The sequence below is a fragment of the Tumebacillus amylolyticus genome (genome assembly GCF_016722965.1).
Lineage (GTDB): Bacteria > Bacillota > Bacilli > Tumebacillales > Tumebacillaceae > Tumebacillus > Tumebacillus amylolyticus.
In genome coordinates this window covers 698,648-723,832 of the sequence record NZ_JAEQNB010000001.1, presented here as the reverse complement: position 1 = coordinate 723,832, position 25,185 = coordinate 698,648, and the positions used below count along the sequence as shown (strand labels likewise).

At 53.8% G+C, this 25,185-nt stretch carries 20 protein-coding genes and 2 riboswitches; of the genes, 4 read left to right on the top strand and 16 right to left on the bottom strand.

Annotated features, from left to right (window positions below; translation table 11 throughout):
- The 5 genes from JJB07_RS03360 to JJB07_RS03340 form a co-directional block, all read right to left on the bottom strand.
- Window positions 1-4,796, bottom strand: a 4,796-nt coding sequence (locus tag JJB07_RS03360; protein WP_201631103.1) for an OmpL47-type beta-barrel domain-containing protein, incomplete at its 3' end; no start/stop codon positions are given.
- A 96-nt stretch (window positions 4,797-4,892) separates the two neighbouring features.
- Window positions 4,893-4,986, bottom strand: a riboswitch (cyclic di-GMP riboswitch).
- Window positions 4,987-5,191: 205 nt separating this feature from the next.
- Entirely contained in the window at window positions 5,192-5,854 is a 663-nt protein-coding gene (locus JJB07_RS03355) for a PspA/IM30 family protein (protein WP_201631101.1), read from the bottom strand.
- A gap of 1 nt (window position 5,855) precedes the next feature.
- The gene (locus JJB07_RS03350; protein ID WP_201631099.1) at window positions 5,856-6,305 is read right to left on the bottom strand and encodes a hypothetical protein; all 450 of its coding nucleotides are present in this window, start codon (window positions 6,303-6,305) and stop codon (window positions 5,856-5,858) included.
- A 106-nt stretch (window positions 6,306-6,411) separates the two neighbouring features.
- A complete protein-coding gene (locus JJB07_RS03345; protein ID WP_201631097.1) occupies window positions 6,412-7,734 on the bottom strand; it encodes a sensor histidine kinase in 1,323 nt (440 codons plus the stop codon).
- 28 nt (window positions 7,735-7,762) lie between these two features.
- Window positions 7,763-8,437, bottom strand: a complete 675-nt coding sequence (locus tag JJB07_RS03340) for a response regulator transcription factor (protein WP_201631096.1) — start codon at window positions 8,435-8,437, stop codon at window positions 7,763-7,765.
- A gap of 103 nt (window positions 8,438-8,540) precedes the next feature.
- On the opposite strand from JJB07_RS03340, the gene JJB07_RS03335 reads away from it, so the two are divergent.
- A complete protein-coding gene (locus JJB07_RS03335) occupies window positions 8,541-9,284 on the top strand; it encodes a Cthe_2314 family HEPN domain-containing protein (protein WP_201631095.1) in 744 nt (247 codons plus the stop codon).
- 35 nt (window positions 9,285-9,319) lie between these two features.
- Here the strand turns inward: JJB07_RS03335 and JJB07_RS03330 are convergent, their stop codons facing one another.
- Window positions 9,320-12,364 carry a KAP family P-loop NTPase fold protein gene (locus JJB07_RS03330; RefSeq protein ID WP_201631094.1) on the bottom strand — a complete coding sequence of 1,015 codons (3,045 nt, stop codon included), beginning with the start codon at window positions 12,362-12,364 and terminating at the stop codon, window positions 9,320-9,322.
- A 159-nt stretch (window positions 12,365-12,523) separates the two neighbouring features.
- Between JJB07_RS03330 and JJB07_RS03325 the strand changes: the two genes are divergently transcribed.
- Window positions 12,524-13,708 (top strand): MFS transporter, encoded by a 1,185-nt coding sequence (locus JJB07_RS03325; protein ID WP_236587584.1) that lies wholly within the window; start codon window positions 12,524-12,526, stop codon window positions 13,706-13,708.
- Between the two features lie 27 nt (window positions 13,709-13,735).
- Here JJB07_RS03325 and JJB07_RS03320 read toward each other — a convergent pair whose 3' ends face one another.
- From JJB07_RS03320 to JJB07_RS03295, 6 genes are all read right to left on the bottom strand, one after another.
- Window positions 13,736-14,158 carry a hypothetical protein gene (locus tag JJB07_RS03320; RefSeq protein ID WP_201631093.1) on the bottom strand — a complete coding sequence of 141 codons (423 nt, stop codon included), beginning with the start codon at window positions 14,156-14,158 and terminating at the stop codon, window positions 13,736-13,738.
- Window positions 14,155-15,627 (bottom strand): FTR1 family iron permease, encoded by a 1,473-nt coding sequence (locus JJB07_RS03315; protein WP_201631092.1) that lies wholly within the window; start codon window positions 15,625-15,627, stop codon window positions 14,155-14,157. Before JJB07_RS03315 ends, JJB07_RS03320 begins: the two co-directional genes overlap by 4 nt.
- 151 nt (window positions 15,628-15,778) lie before the next feature.
- Complete coding sequence (locus JJB07_RS03310; protein WP_201631091.1) at window positions 15,779-16,045, bottom strand: metal-sensing transcriptional repressor; 267 nt, start codon at window positions 16,043-16,045, stop codon at window positions 15,779-15,781.
- Window positions 16,042-18,243 (bottom strand): heavy metal translocating P-type ATPase, encoded by a 2,202-nt coding sequence (locus JJB07_RS03305; RefSeq protein WP_201631088.1) that lies wholly within the window; start codon window positions 18,241-18,243, stop codon window positions 16,042-16,044. Before JJB07_RS03305 ends, JJB07_RS03310 begins: the two co-directional genes overlap by 4 nt.
- Window positions 18,244-18,300: 57 nt before the next feature.
- The gene (locus JJB07_RS03300) at window positions 18,301-18,843 is read right to left on the bottom strand and encodes a manganese efflux pump MntP (RefSeq protein WP_236587582.1); all 543 of its coding nucleotides are present in this window, start codon (window positions 18,841-18,843) and stop codon (window positions 18,301-18,303) included.
- Window positions 18,844-18,912: 69 nt separating this feature from the next.
- Entirely contained in the window at window positions 18,913-19,902 is a 990-nt protein-coding gene (locus JJB07_RS03295) for a cation diffusion facilitator family transporter (RefSeq protein ID WP_201631087.1), read from the bottom strand.
- Window positions 19,903-20,029: 127 nt separating this feature from the next.
- Here JJB07_RS03295 and JJB07_RS03290 point away from each other — a divergent pair, with 127 nt between their 5' ends.
- Complete coding sequence (locus tag JJB07_RS03290; RefSeq protein ID WP_201631085.1) at window positions 20,030-20,806, top strand: EcsC family protein; 777 nt, start codon at window positions 20,030-20,032, stop codon at window positions 20,804-20,806.
- Window positions 20,807-20,844: 38 nt separating this feature from the next.
- Here JJB07_RS03290 and JJB07_RS03285 read toward each other — a convergent pair whose 3' ends face one another.
- Window positions 20,845-22,062: an MFS transporter gene (locus JJB07_RS03285; protein ID WP_201631083.1), complete on the bottom strand. Its 1,218-nt coding sequence runs from the start codon at window positions 22,060-22,062 to the stop codon at window positions 20,845-20,847.
- Window positions 22,063-22,249: 187 nt separating this feature from the next.
- On the opposite strand from JJB07_RS03285, the gene JJB07_RS24165 reads away from it, so the two are divergent.
- Window positions 22,250-22,384, top strand: coding sequence for a hypothetical protein (locus JJB07_RS24165; RefSeq protein WP_283809036.1), 135 nt, complete (start codon window positions 22,250-22,252; stop codon window positions 22,382-22,384).
- Window positions 22,385-22,406: 22 nt separating this feature from the next.
- Here the strand turns inward: JJB07_RS24165 and JJB07_RS03280 are convergent, their stop codons facing one another.
- The 3 genes from JJB07_RS03280 to JJB07_RS03270 form a co-directional block, all read right to left on the bottom strand.
- The gene (locus JJB07_RS03280) at window positions 22,407-23,198 is read right to left on the bottom strand and encodes a HoxN/HupN/NixA family nickel/cobalt transporter (RefSeq protein WP_201631081.1); all 792 of its coding nucleotides are present in this window, start codon (window positions 23,196-23,198) and stop codon (window positions 22,407-22,409) included.
- A 37-nt stretch (window positions 23,199-23,235) separates the two neighbouring features.
- Window positions 23,236-24,030, bottom strand: a complete 795-nt coding sequence (locus JJB07_RS03275; protein ID WP_201631079.1) for a HoxN/HupN/NixA family nickel/cobalt transporter — start codon at window positions 24,028-24,030, stop codon at window positions 23,236-23,238.
- A 150-nt stretch (window positions 24,031-24,180) separates the two neighbouring features.
- Window positions 24,181-24,378: riboswitch (cobalamin riboswitch) on the bottom strand.
- A 38-nt stretch (window positions 24,379-24,416) separates the two neighbouring features.
- Entirely contained in the window at window positions 24,417-25,184 is a 768-nt protein-coding gene (locus JJB07_RS03270; protein WP_201631077.1) for an HpcH/HpaI aldolase family protein, read from the bottom strand.
- Between the last annotated feature and the right edge of the window lies 1 nt (window position 25,185).

Here is a 25,185-nt window from a genome sequence, read left to right as displayed (position 1 = left end):
AGAGCAACGGTGACGTCATCCTTGGACCAGTCGGTCGGAGCAGTTGCGGTGGTGGTCGGTGCGGTTCTGTCGAGTTTGACTTCGAAGGAGTGCGCCGTTTCTTTGTTGCCCGCGTTGTCCACGGAATAGAAGGAAACTGCGTTGACGCCCTCTTGGGTCAGGGTGATGCTGGAACCTTCTACAAAGTCGGAACCGTTGACGGAGTAGTAGGTTTTTGCAACGCCGGATTGTGCGTCGGTTGCCGTGAGAGCAACGGTGACGTCGTCCTTGGACCAGTCGGTCGGAGCGGTTGCGGTGGTGATCGGTGCGGTTTTGTCGAGTTTGACTTCGAAGGAGTGCGCCGTTTCTTTGTTGCCCGCGTTGTCCACGGAGTAGAAGGAAACTGCGTTGACGCCTTCTTGGGTCAGGGTGATGCTGGAACCTTCTACAAAGTCGGAACCGTTGACGGAGTAGTAGGTTTTTGCAACGCCGGATTGTGCGTCGGTTGCTGTGAGAGCAACGGTGACGTCGTCCTTGGACCAGTCGGTCGGAGCAGTTGCGGTGGTGGTCGGTGCGGTTTGGTCGAGTTTGACGGTGACGGTCTTCGCTTGTTCTGCGTTGCCCGTGTTGTCAATCGAGTAGTACGAGACGTTCGAGGTGCCCTCTTGGTTCACGGTGACGGTCGTTCCTTCTGCATACGCTCCACCGTTGATGGAGTAGAAGGTTTTCGCGACGCCGGAGCCTGCATCCGTTGCGGTCAAGGTGACGGTTGCGCCGTCCTTGGACCAGCCGGTCGGTGCGGTCGCCGAGGTGACCGGAGCGGTTTTGTCAATTTTCACGAAGACCGTTTTGGTGGTTTCGATGTTGTTGACTTTGTCAACGGAGTAGAAGGAGACTTTGTTGGTGCCTTCTTGGTTGACGGTGACCGAAGTGCCTTCTGCAAAGGCAGCATCGTTCAGGGACACGTAGGTTTTTGCAACGCCGGTGTCATTGTCGGTAGCCGACAGCGTGACGACGACCGGAGTTTGGTTCGTCCAGTTGGTCGGAGCATTTGCGGTGGTAACCGGTGCGACCGTGTCGTTGATCAGTTTCGCGAGCACGGTGTTCGACGGAACGGACTCCCCAAACGAGTTGGAGTACGAGGTGACATAGTATTGATGGTTTGCGTACGGCAAGTTGGTCAGCGTGTAGGAGAGCGCATTGAGGTTCTGCTTCACGAGGACCGGTTGGCCGTTCACCAGTTCGTAGATGTTGTAGCCGTTTGCGTAGGTGATGAAGCCCCAAGAGAGCGTGGCCGAGGAAGTGCTGAGCACTTTCGCCGTTACAACCGGAGCTTGCATAACCGGGTAGACGATCGTAACCGTTTGGCGGTTCGATGCTTGCGACTCGCCGAAGCGTGTGCTGAACGCCGTTACTTCATAAGAGAAGGTGTCTTGTGCCAAGTTGAAGATCTGGTAGCTCAAGGTCGTGCCTTTGTTGAGCAGCGTCTTGCTGCCGTCCTTGTTCACTTGGTAGACGCGGTATTCGTTCGCCCACTGCACAGACGGCCAGGTGAGGGTGACGTTGTTCGCGTTGACAACCGATGCGGTCAAGGTCGGCGGTGCTACGACCGGCCATACCAGTTTGAAGTTCACCGTGCTTGCTACCGGAGACTCGCCGAAGCGGTCGCTGTAGGAGTGAACTGCGTAGCTGTAGTCACCCGCCGGCATGTTGGTGAGAACGAGGGAGGAGCCGGTTTGCGTTTTTTGCAGAACTTCTTCACCGTTGAGAACTTGGTAGACTTTGTAGGCGGTCGCATAGGTCGCGGTGCCCCATCTCAAGGTGATGTCGTTGCCGTTGGTGATGGTGTTCGTCAGGGTGCCCGGCGCTTGCATGGTCGGGAACACCAGTTTGAAGTCTACGGTGCTTCCTTCCGGAGATTCGCCGAAGCGGGTGGAGACGGAATGAACTTCGTAGGTGTAGTCACCCTCCGGTTGGTTGGCGAAGGTGACCGTCACGCCCGTCAACGTCTTGGCGAGCGTTTTCGTGCCGCCGGAGACTTGGTAGACGTTGTAGCTCGTTGCGTACGTCGAAGCGTTCCAACGCAGGACAACGTCGTTGCCGTTGACATAGCTTTGCGTGAAGTTCGCCGGAGCTTGCATCGTCGGGAACGTCAAGTTGAAAGCAACTTGGCTGCCTTCCATCGATTCGCCGAAGCGATCGCTGTAGGAATGCACTTCGTAGATGTAGTCGCCTCCCGGAAGGTTGGTGAACGTGTACGAGGTGCCGGTCACCGTTTTTTGCAAAACAGGTTGACCGTCTTGGATCAGGTAGATGTTGTAGGCCGTCGCGTAGGTAGCCGCCGTCCATTTCAAAGTGATGTCATTGCCGTTGGCCGTCGTCTGGGTCAGACCCGTCGGCGGTTGCATCGTTGTGGAGTCGAGGCTCACCGTGATCTGGCTGCCTGTCGCCGATTCGCCAAAGCGGGTGGAGACGGTGTGTACCGAATAGATGTGATCGCCGGATGCGACTTTGGAGATCGTCGTCGTCAGCGACGTTGAGGTCTTGAGCAGCACTTCTTCGCCGTTGACCACTTCGTAGATTTTGTACGAGTTTGCGTATTGTGCCGCCGCCCAGGTCAGAACGATGTCGTTGCCGTTCTGGATCTTGGACGTGAGATTCGCCGGGCTTGCCAACGTCGGCAGAGCCAAGGTGAACGTGGTTTCTGCTCCCTCCGGCGATTCGCCCAACGTGGTCGAAACGGCCGTTACGAGGAAGTGGTAGTCCCCACCCGGTTGGTTGGTCAGCGTGAGAGTCGTGGCCGTTTGGGTTTTCACCAACACGTTTTGACCGTCAACCACTTGGTAGACCTTGTAGCTCGTCGCATATTGAGCGGCGGTCCACTTCAAGGTGATGTCGTTGCCGTTGGCAAGCGTGTAGGTCAGGTTGGTCGGAGCGGGCATCGTCTGTCCGTTCAGGGTGAACGTAAGCGTTGCGCCATCCGCCGATTCGCCGAAGCGGCTCGAGAATGAGTGCACTTCATAGGTGTAATCGCCCGGCGTCATGTTGGAGTAGGCAACGGAAGTGCCCGTCACGGTGGACTTCAGAACTTTCGTTCCGTTGGTGACTTGGTAGACTTTGTAGGAGTTTGCGTACGGTACTGCATCCCAGTTCAGGGTGAAGCCCGTTGCAGAGGTGATCGCTTGCACCACTTCCTGAGGTGCTGCCATCAATGGCAGGATCAGCTCAAGGTTCACTTGGCTTCCTTCTGCCGATTCACCGTAGCGGGTCGAGACCGAATGAATCTCGTAGGTGTACGTGCCCGCCGCTGCGTTGGTGAACGTGTACGCAACTGCGCTCGTCGTCGCTTTCAAAACTTTCTGGTCGCCGTTGACGAGGTAGATCTTGTAGGAGTTCGCGTTCGAAGCTGCGGTCCAGCTCAGTGCGATGTCGTTGCCGTTGTTGATCTTGTACGTGAAGTCGCTCGGAGCGGTCATCGTCGGAGTCGCCACCGTCAAGGAGACGAGGCTGCCCGCGGTCGATTCGCCGAAGCGGTCGCTGTAGGAGTGAATTTCATAGGTGTAGTCGCCGGAAGCTTGATTCGTAAACGAAGTGCTCGTCCCAGTGACGGTTTTGACCAAGGTTTTTTGACCGTCGGTCACTTGGTAGATCTTGTAGCCGGTTGCACTGGAAACTGCGGTCCAGCTCAGGTTGATGTCGTTGATGTTCGCCAGCGTGAACTTGAAGTTCTCCGGGGCGGTCATCACCGGCGGAACCAGCGTGAAGCTTGCTTGCGTGGAGTCTGCCGATTCGCCGAAGCGGTCGCTGTACGCCGTCACGACGTACACGTAGTCGCCCGCCGGCATGTTGGTCAGCGTAAGCGTTGTTGCGGTTTGCGTCTTCTGCAACACTTTTTGGCCGCCAATCACTTGGTAGACGTTGTAGGCCGTCGCGTATTGCGAAGCGCTCCAAGAGAGGACGATGTCGTTGCCGTTCTGCACTTTGGAGGTGAAGTTGCCCGGTGCCGCTTGCGACTGTTCGCCCAAGTCGATCTTGGTCGTCGCCGAAACCGGAGATTCGCCGTACAGCGTGTTCACAGCCGAGACTGCATAGGTGTAAGAACCTGCTGCTGCATTTGTGAACGTGTACGTGGTCTTGCCGGAGACGGTCGTGACCAACGTGTTGGTACCGTCCGCGTTGACTTGGTAGAGGTTGTACGAAGTTGCGTACTGCGAAGCCGTCCAAGTCAGTGCGATGTCGTTTCCGTTGACCAGTTTGTAGGTCAGGGAGTCCGGTGCCGCCATCTTCGGATAGGTGACGGTCACAGACACCGGGGCGCACGGGCCGGATTCGCCCTCTGCACCAAGCGTCGTCATGACGTACTGGTACTCGCCTTCCTTAAGCGCCGGGAACGTGTACGAAGTAGCGGTCGTCGTCGCCAAGACTTGCAGTTGGCCGTCGATGATGCCGTATACGTTGTACCCGGTGGCTCCGAAAACGGAGCTCCATGTCAGTTTTACAGTGTCGGGAGTTGTCAGTTGAAAGGCAAGATTGCTGGGTGGCAGCATGCCACTGGACAGGGTTGTGATCTGCGGAGTCGTTGTGGTGGTTGCAGGAGCCGGTCCTGCAGGAGTGGGTTCAGTAGCGGGAGTGGTGTTGTCGACGGTGGACGTTGCCGGATCAGGCTCGGGCGTCGTCACAACGTCAGTCTGTCCTCCGAGGGGAGGTGTTCCCTCCGGGTCTGTCGCTGCGAATGCGTTTAGCATAGGAAACACGAGCTGGAACACAAGCAGCAGCGAGGCAAACAAAGCGAGTTTGCTGCAAAAGCGTTTTCCCATGTACAGGTCCTACCTTTCTCGTGAAAAAGGGGAAGAACAAGAGGTCATAAAAAATGAACCTCTTAGACAGGTTCATAGAACGAGACTATGAATCCCTGTGGCAACCGGCTGCCATCCACGATCTGATACGTCGTGGGTCAGGCCCTTGGCTTTGCGTCTCATGGTTTCCCATGATTTGCCCTTTTCACTTGGTGTTTTTTGATACAATTCCATCATATTGCTTAAATGAAATTATGTGAATATGCGACTTTTCCTGTCTTTTTGTGTCTGAGGTCTTACCCATGTAGGTCTAAAGTCACGAATTTCCTTATAGGTATAAAATCCTATAACATTACGAGCAACAATCGTGAAAAAAAGCCCCGCACCGGGTGCGGGGCTTCACACTGGGGCGGGGCTTACGCTTCTTGGGAAGCTTTGAGTTTCGCGAGTTCTTCTTCGACTTTGTTTTGCAGGGCAGTGTCAGTTGCGTACTTTGCAAGTTGAAGATGCGTTGCGCGTACACGGTTGCCCGCTTCGGCGGTCGCTTCCATCAGGAGGACACGCTCTTCCATACGGGCGAAACCTCGGACGGCGCTGTCTGCGTCGATGGAGTTCAGCGTGCAATTGAGGTCGTAGCTGGTCTGTGCCGCTTGCGAACGAGCGATGAGCAGGCGTTTTTTCGCTTGCATGTCTGCGTACTTTTCTTGCAGGTCGCGCAGTTGGTTGTTCAGGGTTTCCGTCTGGGTGGCGATCGTTTCAAGTTGCGATTCGTAGGTGGTCAGTTTGGACTCCAGCACGATTTTTTCTTGCAACGCGACTTTTGCGATCTCTTCGTCGCCGGTTTCGACGGCCAGTTGCGCTTGGCGGGCGCGTTTTGCGATCAGCGCTTTGGTGTCGGATACGAGTGCCGCTTGGCGTTGTTCCAAGAGCACTTGATGCGCGATGGTGCGCTCCGCTTTGGTGATTTCGAATTCGACGTCACGCAGGTATTGCTTGATGAGAGCCACCGGGTTTTCGAGCTTGTCCAATCCTTCGTGGACACTGGATACGACGAGATCGCGGATGCGTTTGAAGATCATGTTATTGTTCCTCCTTGGGGGTTTGGTTTTTGAGTTCACGGCGGGTTTTCGCTTCCCATTCATCGAGAGCGTCGAAGGTCTGCTCCGAGACGTAGGAGTCTACCGTCATCCTCATCGGACGGCGGCGAACTCGACGCTTCCAGAATTTCCAGCCGCCGACGAGCAAGACCAGACCGACGAAGAATCCGATGACGCCGCCGAATCCGTCATGGTGCTCGCCGCGTTCCCCGCGGAAGTTGGTTTCGTTTCGGTGCGAGAATGCTTGGGTCTGGGCGGTGTGACGGTCCTCGCGACCGTACGACTGCCCTTGCTGTTGCTGTTGCCGTTGTTGCTGGGCATCATGTTGACGAAACTCGTGCGAGTAGGCGAACGTCCGAACTCCGACCGCTACCACCGCAGCGACAACGGCCAGCCACAAGATCGTGCGCAAGAACTTCCACATGCGTTTCATGGTGGATGTGTCACTCCCTTCTTCTGAGACCCAGTGTACGAGCTCTCGATGAAAGGATCATGAAAAAAAGCGTCGGGAAGCAAGTTGCCTCCTGACGCTTTTTTCCTTACTTTCGCACGGGGAATTTCGCGGTGAAGAGACTCCCCGCCCCCGGCGTACTTTGCACCGAAATCGTACCTCGGTGTGCCTCGACGATCCACTTTGCAATGGCGAGGCCGATCCCCGTCCCGCCCGTCACTCGTGAACGGGCTTCTTCTACACGGTAAAAACGCTCAAAGATTCGCTCCTGCTCCTCAAGCGGTATCCCCATCCCGGTGTCGGACACGCGCAAGACGTGCGCTCGGTTCTCCGTCGAGACAGAGACCGAGATTCGACCGCCCTCCGGTGTGTAGGCCAGCGCGTTGTCGAGCAGGATGACCAGCAATTGTTTGATTCGCTCGGCGTCGCCGGTCATCATGAGATCGGACGACGCTTGCAGCGAGAGGTCGATCTCTTTTTCCTGTGCGAGCGTTTTGCGAAGTCGGACGACATGCTGGGCGGTGTCCGCCAGATCGAAGGTCTGCACGTACAACTCGACTGCGCCGGAGTCGGTACGGGCGAGGGTCAGCAGGTCGGCGACGAGTTTGCTCATGCTGTGCACTTCGTCTTTCATATCGGCGAGCACAGTTTGAGAGAACTCCGAGAGGTTGTCGCCGTCCTCAAGTTCGATGACGTCGATGGACGATTTCAAAACGGTCAGCGGCGTGCGCAGTTCGTGGGAAGCGTCGGCGACGAATTGTTGTTGTTTGTAGTAGGACGATTTGATGGGAACCATCGCCCTCGCGGCCATGCGCTGCCCAAAGAACGCGGCCAGCAATCCGAAAACACCGATCAAGATGAGCAAGACCTTCAACAACCCTTTGAACACTTCCCAATAAAACGACACGTCGTTACCCGTATACAACACGCCCGTCAAGAGCCCGTTTCGGTAGATTGCACGTCCGCTGACCAGCAGGAGCATGTCTTCCCCATGCCGAAGCACCCGGGAGATCGTCATCACCCTGACGTTCCCTTGGTCCGGCACCCAGTGGTTGAGTTGAGGAAGGATGTGCGCGCTTAGACCTTGTGATCTCTCTTGCGAATAGACGAGATTGCCTTTCGTGTCGGTCACATAGAGGAACACCTGCGTCCCGCCCGTCGGTTCTTGGACATCGGGGACCCTGCCTCCACCCTGGGGCAAATGTTGCAAGAGGTCTTGGTACTCGGCCACCGCTTCGTCGATCTCCGTCTGCACGAGCTGCGTTTGTTCGATCCAGATCATGACGAAAAGCGCGGCGGAGACGATCAGCGTGAAGAGAAAGAGCATGAAAATCAACATGCCGCTGTACTTGATGCTCAGCCGCAAGCGAATGCGGGTGAACAAGTCGAGTTGAAATCGTTTGTTTTGCATGCGTTCTCGGAAACGCCGCGCAGAGAAATTACCCTTCAATTTTGTAACCTACGCCCCGCACGCTTTTGATCAACGTGTCCGCGTCGGGGGAGTCGATTTTTTTCCGAAGCAGCTTGACGGTGGCGTCGATAGCGTTTTTGGTGACGTCGCTGTCGAAGCCCCAGACGCGGTCGAGAATCAGTTCACGCGTGAGAACGTGACCGCGATTCTGCAAGAGCAAATTCAGCAGTTGGAACTCGCGGGGAGACAGTTGCACGAGTTCGCCATTGCGGGAGACCGTGTGATCGGAGCGGTTGACTTCAAGACCCTGCAGCGTCACGATGTCCTTTTGCAACGGGGCAAAAGAACGTCTGCCCAGTGCGCGCACGCGAGCTTGGAGCTCCTCGAATTCGAACGGCTTGACGAGGTAGTCGTCCGCTCCGGCGTCGAGTCCCGATACGCGATCTTGCACGGCGTCCTTGGCTGTCAACATCAAGATCGCACCTGTGTACCCGTCGCGTCGCAGGTCGCGGCAAACTCCGAGCCCGTCTCGGTGCGGCATCATCCAGTCGAGGATGAGCACGTCATACGATGCGGCTTTGGCGTACTCATACGCTTCGTCACCGCGTTGCACCCAGTCGACGTGGTAACCGTCTTTTTTCTTCAACAGATGCGTGACCAGTTTTCCGAGGCGCTGGTCATCTTCTGCAAGCAATATGTTCATGTGAGATCACCCATTCCCCATCGTATCAGAGATTGATGAATTTCGTCTGAAAGCGTACATTGTATAGGATGCCGCAAACAAATAAGAAAAAGGTGGGAAGTACATGTTCGATGAATACCCATCCCCTGATGACTTTAAGAACATATACTGTGACCAGATGCAATTCGACAAGTTGGACCCATTTATAGACTTTTTCAAAAATGCAAAGCAATATGGTGATATTCGTGACTTAACAACTCTCCGTGAACGGCTTGTTATTGAAGATTTCGTTCGAACTTATCACAATCACTATCGAAAGACACTCATGAGCTATTCATTTTCGAAATACTATTACGATAAAGGAATCCCGGACTCATTTGCTGATTGCACGAGTCTTGATCATCGAAGACGTATTGGATTCGAATATCATGCTGACCTATTCTTTTTCAAACTTTTTTCCACTCTCGAAATGATAGCTCATATTCTCAATCGCCGTTTCAGGATTGACTTCGCTTCAGAAAAGGTTTCTTTCAAAAAGGTCACAGACAAAGTTCTCAAGTTGAAGGCTACAAGCTCTGATGCTGGATTACTATATATTGCAGATATATTAGATACCATAACCAGATCAAAAGCCTTTACCAGCGCAGATAAATATCGAAATGCACTCACACATCGAAATCCTCCTTTGCATGATACAATTTGGGTAAAAGGTGACACAATCGCAGTATCTGCCCCAAACTCTACTACCTGTTCACAGGTATTCTCCATCATGAATGACAGCTTAGATCTACTACATGAACTACTTCTGTCACTTAAACAACTAGCCTCGATATCTGGAAACTGGTACATAGAAGAGACCACCCCTTAATCGAGTGGTCTCTTCTATGTTTTTAGAACAAGAAACTATTTACTTTCTATCAGCTCTAAGAACGTTTTTACTAGGTAATCGTATAGATCCTTTCGATTTCCTTCATCAATATTTCCTTCCGCCTCCAAACCATATTCTTGATAAGGATAATTATCGTAACGGTCCTCCAGGTCTTTGATGGCGAATTTCCTTAATGTGTCGGCTTCATATGAAATGATTCGAAAAGGTCGACATTTACCTACCTGAACTTGGAAAGTCGGATAACCATCTCCCCCGAAGTTCACTTCCTCTACTTTGATAGGACGCCCTCCCGTAAAAGATATACCTCCCAGTATAGTGCCTTTCATCTTTGTTATTTTTTCAACTAAGTGTAACTCTAGATAATACGGTCTAAAGATCACTGGAGCGCCAAACTCCATTTTATAAATCTTACCTACATCATCTGTAGTTGGAATTGTCGAGATATTCAAATTCTCTCTTCCCTCAACTCGATATTCATATTTCGGCTGTCTAACTGACCTGACGTAAAGTAAACGAGAACGATAACAATTTCTATAGACGTCTTCATAGTACACAGAAATCGAACTAATCCAATCATCCTTATCATCAAAACTAAACATGTGACCCATCTTCAGAGCAAACGTGTAGGTTTCATTTGGGCCGATTTCGAAATCAAGTAACTTTGCTTGTTTTTTCGCGCCAATCAAACCATCACCTTTCGCATAGGAAAGTTGCTGATAGAACGATCCTGCTTCAAGATCGGTGCGAGGCGTAACAAACCGAATTTTGGCCAATCCAGCCCCGTTATTGTGAAGGACCAAGAGGACCTGTTCCTCCTCTTTTCTAATATCAAGACTAATATAAGGCCTTTGATTCTCTATAGCATCTTTTGCAAGTTGCAGAATTAAGACATTTTCGTGGTACTTAAGAAAGCGAATTGCAGTTTGTTCTGTGATAGGTAACTTCTCGTCCACCTCGTGTAATCTCGCTGCATAAGTTGGGCGCAAATGATCTGCGATTTCCTGTGGAGGTAGGTACTCCGATATGTTTTTATAATCCTCCTCTCCAAACGAAAGAACCCGTTCCTCCCCTGTTTCTGAAAAGGTAATAAACCTAACATGAGAGACAAGGAACTTCTCTGCTCCTTCCTGTGTCAGAAACCAACCCCGAAGTGCTGTGCGTACTTCTTCTGGCTCTCCCCAAGTTCTCCAGATATATAAGAGGTGGCTCGCATATTGAGGATACATATCATATAATCTCGGAGTTTGTGCAGCCTCTTCAATTCTAGGCAATAAGGAAGCTACCACGCATTTTTGAATTGAATCATCATTGTCTTCTCTTATTCCAAAAAAGATTTCTGCTGCAAAAGAAAGCAGGTTCGCTCTCACCATGATTTGATTCATCAATAAAATCCGTTCCTCATTAGGAAGTCGCTTTGTCAAATAATTGATCAATATTCCAGCTTGTGATCTTGTTGAGGCATAGCTAATTCCATCACTATCTGAAAATTGGTCTCCTAATTCGGCGAGAGTTAACGCCAACTTTTCGGCTATTTTAGGTTGAATGATAGTTTCCATTGTCCTTAGTTTTTGAATCAATCGTTTGATACCCTTTTTGTTTCGTGCCAGATGCAGAAACTTTTGTTTCCTTTGTACATCGTCTGTTTGTAAAAGAGTTTCCTCCAAATATGCCTGCAGTGCAACATCTGGAATATCGTTTTCTGAGACTGAATACTGGAAGTAACGCTCGAAATACATCGCCGAGCACACATGTTTTTCAAGCTCCCAATTCGACGATCCATGTCTTCGAATGAGCCCCTTATATGACTCGGTCTGTGGAAATAGATTCTTAATAAGTGATTCAGCCGCGACCTTTTGTTGATTACTAGGAAGTTCATCAAGAATTTTATCTAACTTCTGCTTATGTAGAAGATTCGGGTCATTAGTGTACACGCCTCTATCAAAAGAAAGTACAATATCTGCATTCGTCCGAATAAAGTGATACACTTCTGGTAGAAAAACTCTCGTTGCCTCAACATAAAGACAGTCCACCAGGTTGACCTCCCCTTTTAACAAGGGCAAGGCAAACATAAGCCCATTTAAATAACGTTTCGCAATTCTCGGTGTTGTGAGCAGTCCGCCGATGGTCTGATCCCAAAGGCTAAAAAGCCGATACTCATCTTCTCTTCGTAGTTTCATATCATACTGATCCAAGATATTCTTAATACCAACAAACACCATATCTCTTAGATCGATCGAGTTAGGCTGAGGTACATGCAGTGGCACTTGAATGATCTTTTCTAAAAACGACCCCCCAAGTTCCTGATCTACTGCAAACTCCTCTGCCAAACTATCCGCCACTACTTTTTCATCAAACGAGAGAAGATAGACCGTATAGGGAAAATCCGCACATAGTTTTACCAATTTAAACAGCGTCTGAATGTCCTTACGGTCTAATCGATCGATATCATCGATCATAACCAAAATCGGCCGTTTGGCCTGCTTCAAAAGGGTTTTGATTTCCTCATGAAGCGACATAACATCTTTTGGGCCTCCTTTTAAAAGATCCGCTCCTGAAAAGTCCAAGCCGAAAAGATTGAATTTAATAGCAGGAGCAAGCCGCTCTCCATATTGCTTCAACCTCTTTACCAGTTCACTGGTTTCCTTCCCCATTTTTCTCATGATCTCATTGCTTACATGAAGGAAAAATTGACGAATCAGCTCTTCTCCATCTTTAAAATACCACGGGTTAAAATGAATCAAGATTAGGTCTTTATCTTCTGCAAGATAACGCTCAGTTAGGTTTAATACAGATGTTTTTCCGATCCCCCACTTCCCGTATAGTCCAACAACCAGACTATTTGCTTCATAACTCGATTTTAGTATCTTCGCTAGTCGTTCTGCAAAAGGCACTCTGCCCAGTTTGTCTTCCCAAGCCTCCTGTATGGGTTGATCATGTAGAAGATCCTCTTGATTTGTCTTACCATCCTTCCCCTCGGATGGTACTTGCTTCGTAGTTAACCAGAGCAACCACAATAGACCTAAAATCACAGTCCCCCAACAGACAAAAAAAATGGACATTACCATCGCCTCCTAATTCAATCCAATTCTTTTTGCTACTTCCAGCTTCCTGCAAGCAGAATTATTCAACTTTGTTTTACACTTGAAAAATAGCACGATTTTGCATCCACCTATTGCTATAATAAAGACTACCTAAAATGAATCTGAGGTGAACCTTCGTTGTCTACCCTGACCAGTTCTAAGCAAGAAGCGCTCTGGACGCGAGATTTGCTGTTGATTTTATTCTCGAACTTTTTCTGCGTGTTCGGGTTTCAGATGTTGTTGCCTACTTTGCCCTCGTTTGTCTCCCAACATGGGGGGACGGATGCACAAGTGGGGTTGGTGATCGGAATTCTGACGCTGGCGGCGGTGATCGCGAGGTTGTTCGTCGGGCCGTTGATCGACTCGCTCGGCAAAAAAATCATCCTCATCGTCGGCAATGTCATCCTGCTGATTTCGATGGGAAGCTACTATTGGGCGGCTTCCGTTGCCTTCGTCCTCGGCATTCGGTTTCTGCACGGGTTGGGCTGGGGCACGACGACCACGTCCTATGGCGCTCTGGCGTCCGACATCATCCCGGCGTCTCGCAGAGGCGAAGGACTGGGGTACTTCGGGCTGGGTTCCACACTGGCGATGGCGTTGGGTCCGTTTACGGGTATTTGGGTGATGAAGTCGTACGGGTTCGACTGGCTGTTCGTCGTGACGTTCCTCTCCACGCTACTTTCGTTGGTCTTGCCGCTGTTCGTTTCTGTGAAAAAAGGACCTGCCCCCGCGCAGCCCGTTTCGGAATCGAGTTCCCTGCTCTCCCGCATGGTCGAGCCAAAAGCGCTGTTTCCCGCGTTCTTGGTGTTGTTGCTCGGCGTGACGTATGGCGGGGTCGTTTCCTTCATTACGCTGTTCGGCACAGAGGCGGGGATTGCGAATGTCGGGTGGTTTTTCCTCGTCAATGCGCTGAGCGTGTTTATCGTCCGCCCGATTTCGGGGCGTATCTTTGACAAGCGGGGGCACTTCTGGGTGCTGTTCCCCGGCGCTTTTTTCTCGATGATCGGGTTGTTGGTGTTGTCGTATGCCACGACGACTCCTCTGTTGATGGTCGCCGCCCTGTTTTATGGGATCGGGTTTGGTTCCATCCAGCCTTCGATTCAAGCGTGGACGGTCAATCGTGTGGCTCCGAACCGCCGTGGAGTTGCCAATGCGACGTTCTACAACGGTTTCGACTTGGGTCTTGGCGGCGGCGGAATGTTGCTTGGGATGATCGCCGCGAGTACGAGTTATGCGTTAATGTACCGGGTTTCGATCGTGTTGATGGTGATCTATTTGGTCGTCTATCTCCTGTACCGCTATAAGCAAAAGGAGCCCTCCTGACGGAGTGGCTCCTTTTTTTTCGAGAACTTACTTGACTTTGTCTGCGAGTTTCTTGAGGGTTGCGCTCAGGTCGTCGTTGAGTTTCGCAAGCGTCGCTTTGTCGAGCGGAGTCGCTTTGGAAGCGGCGATGGCCGGGTTGAGGGACTTTTCGATCTCTTCGTAGAGGTCTGCGAACTTCGGCTTCACTTCGTCTTCGAAAGCGGACCATTCGTCTTCGAGTTTCGGGCCGGTCTCTTTGATCTTCGCTTCGTCGCCGGCGTCGATCGCTTTTTTCAGATCGGACGAGACGGCGCTGAGTTTCTCGACGCCTGTTTTGATTTTCGAGGTCGCATCTTCGGTAGATGCCGCCAGGGTGGCGGACTTCGTCGTGTCTGTGGAAGTCGAGCCGCAACCGACGAGGGCGAAGCTGGTTGCGAGAGTCAGGGCGATCAGGGTGTTTGCGAGTTTCATTTGAGAATTCCTCCTGTGGGTTGGGGTTTCTTTTTGATCAAGATTGCGCCCAAGGCGATGACCACCAAGAGCAGTTGCGGCACCGTACTTACCCAAGAGGGGTACAGCGCGATAAAGTCAGCACTCGGCAGTTGCGCCGACGTGGTAGAAGGCAAAGTTCCCGCCAGTTGCAGCGAGTGAATCCCCATCCCCGTGAATTTCAAACAGAGATAGAAGACGATAAAACTCGAAACCATGAAGAACGGGCGCATCGGCAACTTCACACCGATGAACAGCATGAGAACGGCGATGACCACCAACACGACCATCCCGATCACCAGCCCGAGAATCAAGTTCTGCATGGAAATCTGATTGACCATCCCGATCAAGAACAGCACCGTCTCCGTCCCTTCGCGGAAGATCGCCAGAAACGAGAGGACACCGAAGGAGACCAATTTCCCCGTGTTCAACGCCGCTTCGCTTTTCTCCTTGATATAGAGGTTCCAGTCCTTCACTTTCGATTGGGAGTGCAACCAATAGCTCATGTACAGAAGCATCACGGCGGCAATCACACCCGTCCACCCGGCGATCAGCGAGTTGTTGCTGCCAAATGCAGCCGCCGAGAACACCACTTTGACAACGACCGCCAAGATAATGGAGAACAGCAAACCTGCGCCCACGCCCGCCCATACCCAGGTGCGGCCGCGTTTCTGCTTGGATTTGTTCACGAAGGCGAGCAGGGCCGCCACGACCAGAAGTGCTTCCAACCCTTCACGGATCGGTATGAAGGCCGCGTCCCACATCGTGTATCCGGACTTGTCTGCGAGCGGGGTTAAGTAGTTGATCATGTTTTGCAAAAGGGTTGCGGCCCCTTGCTCGTCGGCGGGCTGTGCGTGCAACATCGCATCGACGGTCACCATGTCGCGTTCAGAGTCGTTGTACAGACCGGCCGATTGGGCGACGACGACGCCCTCCACGCTCAGCCACGATTCGCGAACTTGGGCAATGCTCGCTTGAGCCGCCGCTATGTCGTGTTTCTCTGCCTGTTGTTTGGTTTGTTGCAAGAGCCCGATGAAGTCGGGCAGCGTGATGTCTTGTTGTTTGAAGGATTCTCCCGCGCCGTATCCGCCGGAGATGAACTTCTCGTTGGCCGTTTTCAGACCGTTCAAGGCCTGCACGACGGCGTCTTGCTTTTTCTGCATCAACGCGTAGTCGACTTGGCCCATGTTTGATTCTATGTCCTTGTACGCTTGGCTTGAATCGGTTTTGATCCCCGTTTCAATTTGGAGCCAGAGTTTGCGGAATTGTTGGTAGGTTTGGTCAGCTTCCGGGAGTTGACCCTGGTTTGCTTGGTTCAGCGCCTGCTCCACCAATTGTTCGGCTTGCTTCAAATCTGCGACCGCTTTGTCGGTGGCATGCGCCGCTGTAGGAGCCAGCAGAGTAACAAATAAGAGCAAGATGAGCAACAGACTGGAAAATCTGCGAGCCATCCGGTTCACTTCCTTTTGGGATAATGAAAATCATTCTCATAACAGGTCGGGTTTAGTGTACCTCCCCGCTCCGTTTCCGTCAAGGGTATACATTATGCAAAAAAAGGACCCCTTTCGCAGCGGGTCCTTTTTTCTAGGAGCGTGGCATCTGTTACTTCATCAGTTTGCCCATCGTCTTCATCAGTTCGTCGATTACCTCGTGGTCGCCCTCTTGGATGCGGTCGACGACGCAGGTTTTCATGTGGTTGGTCAGCAGAATTTTGCCGACGCTGTTCAGCGCCGATTGAGCGGCGGCGATCTGGTTGAGGATGTCGTCGCAGTAGGTGTCTTTTTCAATCAGGCCCTTGATGCCGCGAATTTGACCTTCGATGCGGTTGAGTCGGGTGACGAGATCGGTTTTGGTTTTGATGTCTTTCATTTGGAAAGTCCCCCCTCTCTTTGCAATCGTAACGCATTGAGCACGACCGACACGGATGAGAACGCCATCGCGGCACCTGCGACCCACGGAGCCAGCAAGCCAAGCGCTGCAATCGGAATGCCCAGCGCGTTGTAGAACAGCGCCCAGAAGAGGTTCTGTTTGATGTTCGCCATCGTTTTGCGGCTCATGTAGATGGCGTCCGCGATGCAACGCAAGTCGCCGCGCATCAGAGTGACGTGGCCGGCTTCCATCGCGACGTCGGTGCCGGTGCCAAGCGCCATGCCGATATCGGCGGTGGCCAGCGCCGGGGCGTCGTTGATACCGTCGCCAACCATCGCGACGATGGAGCCTTGCTGTTGAAACTTGCGGACTTCGGCTGCCTTCTGCTCCGGCAAAACTTCGGCGCGCACGTGGTCGATCCCGACGATACGGGCAATGGCGTTGGCGGTGCGTTCGTTGTCTCCGGAGATCATGACGACTTGGAGACCGAGGTTTTTGAGCCGGGTGACCGCTTCGCGCGAGGTTTCCTTGACGGTGTCTGCCACGGCGATGAGGCCTGCGTACGTGCCGTCGATGGAAACGAGCATGGCGGTTTTGCCTTGGTTTTCGTAGGTCTCCATCTCGGGGAGATCGTGTTGAACCAGTTTGCGGGTGCCGATGAGAAGCTCCCGCCCTTCGACCACGGCGCGGATGCCGAAGCCTGTGATCGCTTCGAAGCTTTCCACGGGGGACAGTTGAATTCCTTTTTTCTCAACGCCGCTTACGATGGCTTCGGCGAGTTGGTGCTCGGAGTTTTTTTCCGCGCTGGCGACCAAGCGGAGGAATGTGGTCTCGTCGAGGTCCCCCGCTACCAGAACGTCGGTAAGTTCCGGCTTGCCGTTGGTGATCGTGCCGGTTTTGTCGAGCAGAACGGTGTCGACTTTGTGCGTGGCTTCGAGGTATTCGCCCCCTTTGAAGAGGATGCCGAATTCTGCGGCACGTCCGGAGCCAGCCATGATCGACGTCGGAGTGGCGAGGCCCAACGCACACGGGCAGGCGATGACGAGGACGGCGATCAATTTTTCGAGTGCGCTCGGGAAGTTGCCCGGATCGACGGCGAAGTACCAGATGAAGAATGTGACCAGCGCGAGTCCGACGACGATCGGGACGAAGACCCCGGAGATTTGGTCGGCGACGCGTTGGATCGGGGCTTTGGAGCCTTGGGCTTCCTCCACGATTTTGATGATTTGCGCGAGGGCGGTGTGTCGGCCGACTTTTTCGGCACGGATGTGGAGGAATCCGTTTTTGTTGACGGTGGCGCCGATGACCGTGTCGCCGGGACTTTTTGCCACAGGGATGCTCTCGCCGGTCAGCATCGATTCATCGACGGAGGACGAGCCTTGGAGGACGGTGCCGTCGACGGGGATCTTGCCGCCCGGTTTGACGAGGACGATGTCGCCGACGACCACCTCTTCGAGCGGAATGCTTTGCTCGCGACCGTCGCGCAGGACGAGGGCGGTTTTGGATTGGAGGCCCATCATTTTTTTGATCGCTTCCGAGGAGCGGCCCTTGGCGGTCATTTCGAAGAGTTTGCCGAGCAGAATCAACGTGATCAGCACGGCAGACGTTTCGAAGTAGAGGTCGACGCCGTCGGTGTGGAAGTCTGTTAAGAGGCGCAGGGTTTGGTACAGACTGTAGAAGTACGCCGCCGAGGTGCCGAGTGCGACGAGGACGTCCATGTTGGCGCTCTTGTTGCGCAGGGCTTTGTAGGCTCCGCTGTAGAACTGGCCCCCCATCCAGAACTGCACGGGGGTTGCGAGCAGGAGTTGCACCCAGGGGTTCATGAGGAATTCGGGGGTCCAAATCCAAGCCGTGAAGGAAAAATGGGTGAGCATCGCCCAGAGCAGCGGGAGCGACAGCAGGGCCGAGATCAGGAATTTGCGTCTCTGCTTGGCGATCTCCGCTTGGCGGCGTTCGGTGTTGTCGGTCGTCTCCTCCGGTTTGAGCGTGGCTTCGAAGCCGAGTTTTTTCACCCGTTGGGACATGTCTTCGATGGTGAGGGCGTTGCTGTCGTATTCGACGTGGGCCGTTTCAAGGGCCAAGTTGACGGTCGCCTGTGTGACGCCCGGAAGTTTGTTCAAAACTTTCTCGATCCGGTTCGCGCAGGCGGCGCAGGTCATGCCGGTGATGTCAAAGTCGGCTGCTTGCTTGTTTTCCATGTGTCGAACCTCCTTTGCGTTTATGATACCATACCCCCATAGGGTATGCAAAGGAGTTTAGAAACGCTCACCCAATAACCAGACTCCCAGTAGAACCAGGACGACTCCGCCCGCTTTTTCTGCCCATTCTCCGAGGTAGGGTTTGAGTTTTGCGCCAAACGTCAGCCCCAAGAGGGTGAACACGAAGGATTGGAGTGCGATCAGGAGTACGGTCAAGGGAGCGGAAACGCCGACGAGACCCATCGAGAATCCAACGGCCAACTCATCCAAACTAATCATGAGCAGCAGCAACAGAAATGCCCATCCCCGAAGGCTTTGTCCCCGTTCAAGCTCCTCGTCTTCGTCCTCCTCCTCGAAAAAGATCAGGTAGATGCCCAATCCAATCAAGGCGACGGCTCCTACGAGGGAAGCCCAACCCCCAATGAACTCTCCGATGTTTTTCCCAAGCAAGAAGCCGACCAATGGCATGATCGCTTCTGCCAGTGCAAAGCTTATCGCCAGCTTCACTTTTCCTTTTCGTTGCAGGGTGCCGAGTGTCGTGGCGAGAACCAGCGTATCAAGCCCCAGAGAGAATACGAGTGCGAGCATCTTGACGATCAAGTTGGATCAACTCCCCATCTTCATTCTATACGTCAAAAAAGACCGCCGGCGCGGGGCCGACAGCCTTTGCTAGTTCCCGACGGGTTCGGGGACCCAGTTCCTGACGCCGTTGTCCTCCAGAATCCCCATCGTGACGTCTGAAACGTCGGGGTCTGCCAAGACGAGGTCCCGCACGCGGTACTTGATGTCGTCTGCGTCTGCCAACGTCATGCCCGGACGGAGTTCGATGTACGCTTCGACGTGGTAGGTGCGTCCCTCTTGCACGATGCGCATCTGGTTGATGTCGGTCACATCCGGGTCGGAAAAAATAATCGCAGCCACCCGGTCTTCCACTTCGCGCGGTGCCGCGACGCCGATCAGACCGACCATGTTGTCATACCCCACTTTGAAGGCAACCCCGACCATCATCAACCCGATCAAGATCGTCACCGCGCCGTCGAGGACTTTCAAATCGAGGTAGTACGACGCGAGAATCCCCAGCAACGCAAGCAAGGCGCCCGATGTCGCCACGATGTCTTCGTAAAAAACGAGGCGCGTCGGCGGCGCTGCTTGTCCTACGTTGCGAAACGCCGTAATCACGACACCAAAACCCCTTGCCTCGGCCCGCGACTCTTTACAAATTTCCTTCATGGCTTTGAACAGCACGAAGCCGTCGACGAGAATCCCCGCTCCCAAGGCGACCACATCCCAGAAAATGCCCGCAATCGCCGCCGGATGGGTCAGGAGATGCAAGCCCTCGCGGATGGTTTCGTACGCCATCATCGTGACGACCAAGACCGCCACCATGCAGAAAATGTTGATCACACGCCCAAACCCCGTCGGGAAGCGGCGAGTCGGAGTCCGCTCCGCCAGCACACTGCCCGCGAACACAAACCCTTGGTTGACCGCATCTGCCACCGAGTGCATCGTGGAGGCGAACATCGCGCCGCTGCCGCTGAGTGTGGCGGCGACGCCTTTTAGAACCGCCAAGCCCGCATTGCCAAGCGCGGCCATGGCGGAGGAAGTATTGCCTTTTTTCATAAGTTCCCAAACGGAAGCCAAGGTACGAAATCCCTCCATCAACGAATCTTTTCCTGTATAGGTCTATCATACCATGTGATTTCGTTTAGCGTTTCCAAATTAAATCGTAACTATTTCCTTCGCCATCCGTATACCCTAGCAACGAATGCATTCGGTAGGAGGACCTATGGAAACCAGAGAAGAATTGCTCTTGGCTTTGCAGGTTGTGGAAAAATGGGAAAAAGACCAGAAAGACCTCTGGTTCTGGGAAAAACTCGGCCGCCTGCCGTTCGCCCTCTTGGACAAAGTCACGCCGAAGTTCGTCCAAGAGAAAGTCGGGCAAGTGCTCGACGAGATGATCTCGTATGTGGAAACGGGCGGTCGGTATCTGACGTCCTCGCAGGGCATCGTAGAGAAGTTTGAAAAAAAGACCGGCACCGCCCCCCTCACGCTGGAGCAAGTGGGACAGGTGCCGCTCGCAATCCAAAATGAAGTGGCCCGCGAGTACGCCAAGGCGCGGTCTACGTTTGCCACGATCCAAGGCGCGACGACGGGGATCGGCGGTCTGTTCACCTTGGCGATCGACATTCCGATGTTGCTCGGGCTGTCGTTGAAAGTGTTGCAGGAAGTCTGCATGTGTTACGGATTCGACCCGCAGGACAAATCGGAGCGGGTGTTCATGATCAAAGTGCTGCAATTTTCCTCGTCCGACTATGTGGGGAAACAGGCGATTCTCTCGGAGGAGCGCAGTCAGTTGTTCTCGCAACTGCAAGGCTGGCGCGAGGTGGTCTTGATCCACGCCGAGAACTTCGGGTGGAAGAAACTGTTCCAACTCATCCCCGTCGCCGGGATTGTGTTCGGGGCGTACCTAAACCGCAAAACGATTGAAGACCTCGCGGAGACGGCGAGTATGATGTATCGCAAGCGGCGGATTCTGGAGCGGTTGCAGGTGGAGATGGTATGAAAAAACGGCTGGTCTCCATATGGAGGCCAGCCGTTTTTTTACATGCGGTCGGGGTCTGTTCCCTTGGTTTCTTTGCCGAGGAACAGCACGGCGAACGCTCCGAGGAGGATCGCGACGAAGAAGATCAGGAAGATCGAGGTGAGCGCCGTTTTTTGCGCGACCAGCATCCCGACGAGGTACGGCCCGATGACGCCGCCGATGCGACCAAACGAGGCCGCCAGTCCAACTCCCGTGGAACGAACGGCGGTTGGATACAACTCCGGCGTGTACGCATACATCCCGCCCCAAGCCCCGAGGTTGAAGAACGAGAGGCAAATTCCCGCCGCCATCATCGACCCGGCACTCAGCGACAGGGCCATCCAAACGGCGCTGGCGGCGGTCAGGAGCAAGTACGTGACCAGCACGAACTTACGACCGAATCGCTCGATCAAGTACGCGGCGGTGAAATAGCCGGGAAGTTGCGCGAGAGTCATGATCAGGACGTATTCGAAACTTTTGACGAGGGTGAGGCCCTTCATGACCATAATCGTGGGCAGCCAGAGGAACATGCCGTAGTAGGAGAACACCACGGTGAACCACAAAATCCACAGCGTGATCGTCGATCTGCGGTGCTCCGCCGACCAGACCAGCGCCAGCCGCTTCCCAAGCGGCACCCTCTCGCTTTGCAACTCGGTAAAACGCGGCGAATCTTCGATGGCTTGTCTCACGTACAACGCGTACAACGCCGGGATCGCCGAGATCACAAACGCCGTGCGCCATCCGTAGTCGGGGATCACGAAGTACGAGATCAACGCCGCCACGATCCAACCTGCCGCCCAGAAGCTTTCGAGCAGAACGACGGCACGCCCGCGCTCCCGAATCGGCACCGATTCGGAGACGAGCGTCGATGCGACAGGAAGCTCACCTCCCAAGCCAAAGCCTGCGATGAAACGCAGCACACAGAGAATGGCAAAGCTTCCCGCCAGTGCGGACACGCCGCTTGCGGCGGAGAAGATCAGCAACGTCCAGACCAGAACGGCCCGACGTCCGTAGCGGTCGGCGAGCACGCCTGCAACCGCCGCGCCCGCCGCCATCCCAATTGAATTGATCGCGGTCAGCAGTCCGATCTGCTGCGCGCCCAACTTCCATTCCACCGCCAGTGCCGCCACGATAAACGAGATCATCCCCACGTCCATCGCGTCGAACATCCAGCTAAGTCCCGCGCTGAACAGCAGTTTCCGTTGCTTCGGTTCGCGCAGGAGAGACATTCTCTCCATGATCCGGCCCCTTTCCTCTTCGTTGTATGTAAAAAAAGGATTCCATGCTGTTAGGTTCAGTATCCCTTGTCTGGTGCCATTTGGCAACTGCCCCGAATATTGGGCAGATGACCCAAGACAAGCGCCGTCCCGTTTGTCCCTCCTCTTCAATAGAATGTAGCAAAACCACTTGAGAGGAGGGAATCTCATGTACGGTGCATTTGGCGGTTACACTCGTTGGGCGGTTGTGTTTCTGATCATCTTCGTTCTGTTCTTCTTGCTCGTTCCGGGTTACGGCGGCGGCGCAGTTGGCGGCGCAGCAACTGGCGGTTGCGGTTGCTAAGAAAAAAAGACCGTGCTCTCCACTAAGGGAGCACGGTCTTTTTTCTCAAGATCCAACGAACCCCGCCGAAACTCAGCGCCAGCAAGGCAAACAAAACAACCCCAACCACTTCAAAGTCGATCTCCGCCCCAGGATGAAACCACGTGAAAGACTCATAAAAAGACACCCCGAACGCCAACACGACGATCAGCCACCCCATCGCTTTCGAAGCGGTTCGACCGAATCGGCCGGACTTCGCCAACAACCGGTAGGCAACCAGCGAATCGACCGTATCGGTCAGCATCATCCCGACCATAAACGCAAGTCCCAAGAGCAAGGGAAGAAACCTCTGATCCGCATGTCCCGCTGCCAGCGCCCAGACCGAAGTCTGCGTGACCGTATCGGCCGCCAGCGCAAACACGCCCCCCGTCAAGATGATCAAAAACGGATTGGTCGTCTCACGCGCCGCTCGCGGTAGGAATCGTCCCTTGATTCCCTGCGGGGCGAAGTCGGTTTGCTCCGAGGAATTTCGAAGCAGATTCACCAGATTCAAACCACCGACGAGCGCCAGCGACCCAATCGAGACCCACGTGCCGATGATGTCAAAATAGTCGGGATACGTGAAGTCCCGAGAAATCTCAGCCAAAATGACGGCGACCGTTGCCACCACCAATCCGTGGCCAAAGGAAAACAAAGTCCCCACCCAAGGCGTGATTCTCCGCCCCAAGTGCAGGTTATGCCGTGCCAACCCATCGATAAAAGCGAGATGATCTGCGTCCAGCCCATGCCGGAGACCGAGTACAAAGACGAGTGCAAGCCATGAAAATGCATCCATTCGCCATTCCTCCCTGCCTCTACCTTCTGCCTACAGCCTATTCATTGGTGACCGTCGTATTCCTACTCGACACCAAACGAACGCCGCCAAAGCAAATCAGCAAGGCGCAGAAGATCACAACTCCAACCACTTCAAAGTCCAACTCCGCCCACGGATTGAAGTAGGTAAACGCCTCATAGAACGAAACCCCGAAAGCAAGCGCGACGATCACCCAGCCCATCACTTTGGAAGCGGTGCGTCCGAGCTTCCCCGACTGGGTCAACATCCGATACGCAACCAACGAGTCGATCGTATCGGTCAACATCATCCCCGCCATGAACGTAAGCCCCAGTACATACGGCAAATAGCCGTCCGCATTGCCGGATGCCAGCGCCCAGACCGAAGTCTGAGAAACCGTATCGGCTGCGAGAGCGAACATCCCCCCGATCCCGATGATCAGGAACGGGTTGGTCGTTTCGCGGGCGACACGCGGGATGAATCTCCCCTTGATCCCCTGAACGGAAAAATCGGCCTGTTCCGAGCGGTTTCGAATCAGGTTCATCGCGTTCAAGCAGCCGATCAAAGCGAGCGAAACGACAGAAATCCAAGTGACGATCGTATCGAAGTAGTCGGGGAACGTGAAGTCCTTGGAGATCATCGACAAAATGATGGCGACCGTCGCTACCACCAAGCCGTGACCGAATGAGAACAGGGTGCCGACCCAGCGCGCCGTTTTTCTGCCTTGGCGCAAGTTATAGCGGGTCAACCCGTCAATACAAGCCAGATGGTCTGCGTCCAAGCCGTGACGCAAACCGAGTACGAATACCAGTGCAAGCAACGAGAAATTTTCCATTGTATGGTTCCTCCTCTGTTTTCCCCTCGATCTGACACAACAAAAAACCCCATCCAAACGGATGGGGTTACGTGAACAATTGGACAGACGATACCCAAACAGAGAAACCTAGTCGTTCCATTGCACACCACTCCTTTCCGCGAAGGCACATTGGGTGTAGCGAACGTAGGTAGGTCTCCTGGCTTCCGGATCATCGCGCTCTCTCGTCTTCCCCAATCGCGAAGGATTGAGTGACATACGTGAGAGAGAACTCCTCGGTTACAGTGGCGGGACCGCTCGGGACTTTCACCCGATTCCCTGTTACCCCTTGCTTCAATTGACAAGGGCACCTCGTTGCTGACCTATGAAGTTAATCTTCCTACATATGTTATTCGTGGTTGTCCTCGTTATTCCTGCTTGCACGCCTTGAGCAGTGATTTCGCCCCTTCGGAGACGATTCCGATGTCGAACGAAGAGGTGAAGTAGCGGATTCCCAAGTCTGCGTAGTGTTGGCGCATGCTCGGGTGGGGCAGGTGGATGCCGATCTCCTTGCCCCTTTTTTTGATGCGCTTGACCAGCCATTGGATCGTTTCTTGCAAGAGCGGGTCGTCAAACTGCCCCGGCACGCCCAGGGATTGCGACAAGTCTGCCGGACCGATGAAGTACAGATCAACCGCCGCAGCGGAAACTTCCAGGATCTCGTCGATCCGCTCCACCGCTTGTTTGGTCTCGATTTGCAAGATCAGGTTGGTGGTGTCGTTCGCCTGTGTTGCAAATTCCTGAAACCCGACCGCACCGTACCCGTTGGCCCGACAGGCTCCCCCGAGCCCGCGCTGACCCATCGGGGCGAAAAATGCGGCGGAGATCGCAGCCTGCGCGTCTTTGGCACCGTTGATTCTCGGGATGATGACGCCCGTAGCTCCAAGGTCCAGCACGCGCCCGATCAAGGATTCGTCCACGTGCGGCACTCGCACCAGCGTCGGAGTCCCCGTTGCATTCGCGGCGAGGAGCAGCGTATCCACTTCGTTGTTCCCGATCGGCCCGTGCTCCATGTCGAGATGGAGGAAGTCAAAACCGCTTCTGCCGATGATTTCAACAATCGTCGGATGGGGAATTCGCAACCAAGTTCCGTAGAGAGAATTCCCTGAGAGGAGCTGTTGTTTGAAGGTCGTCATT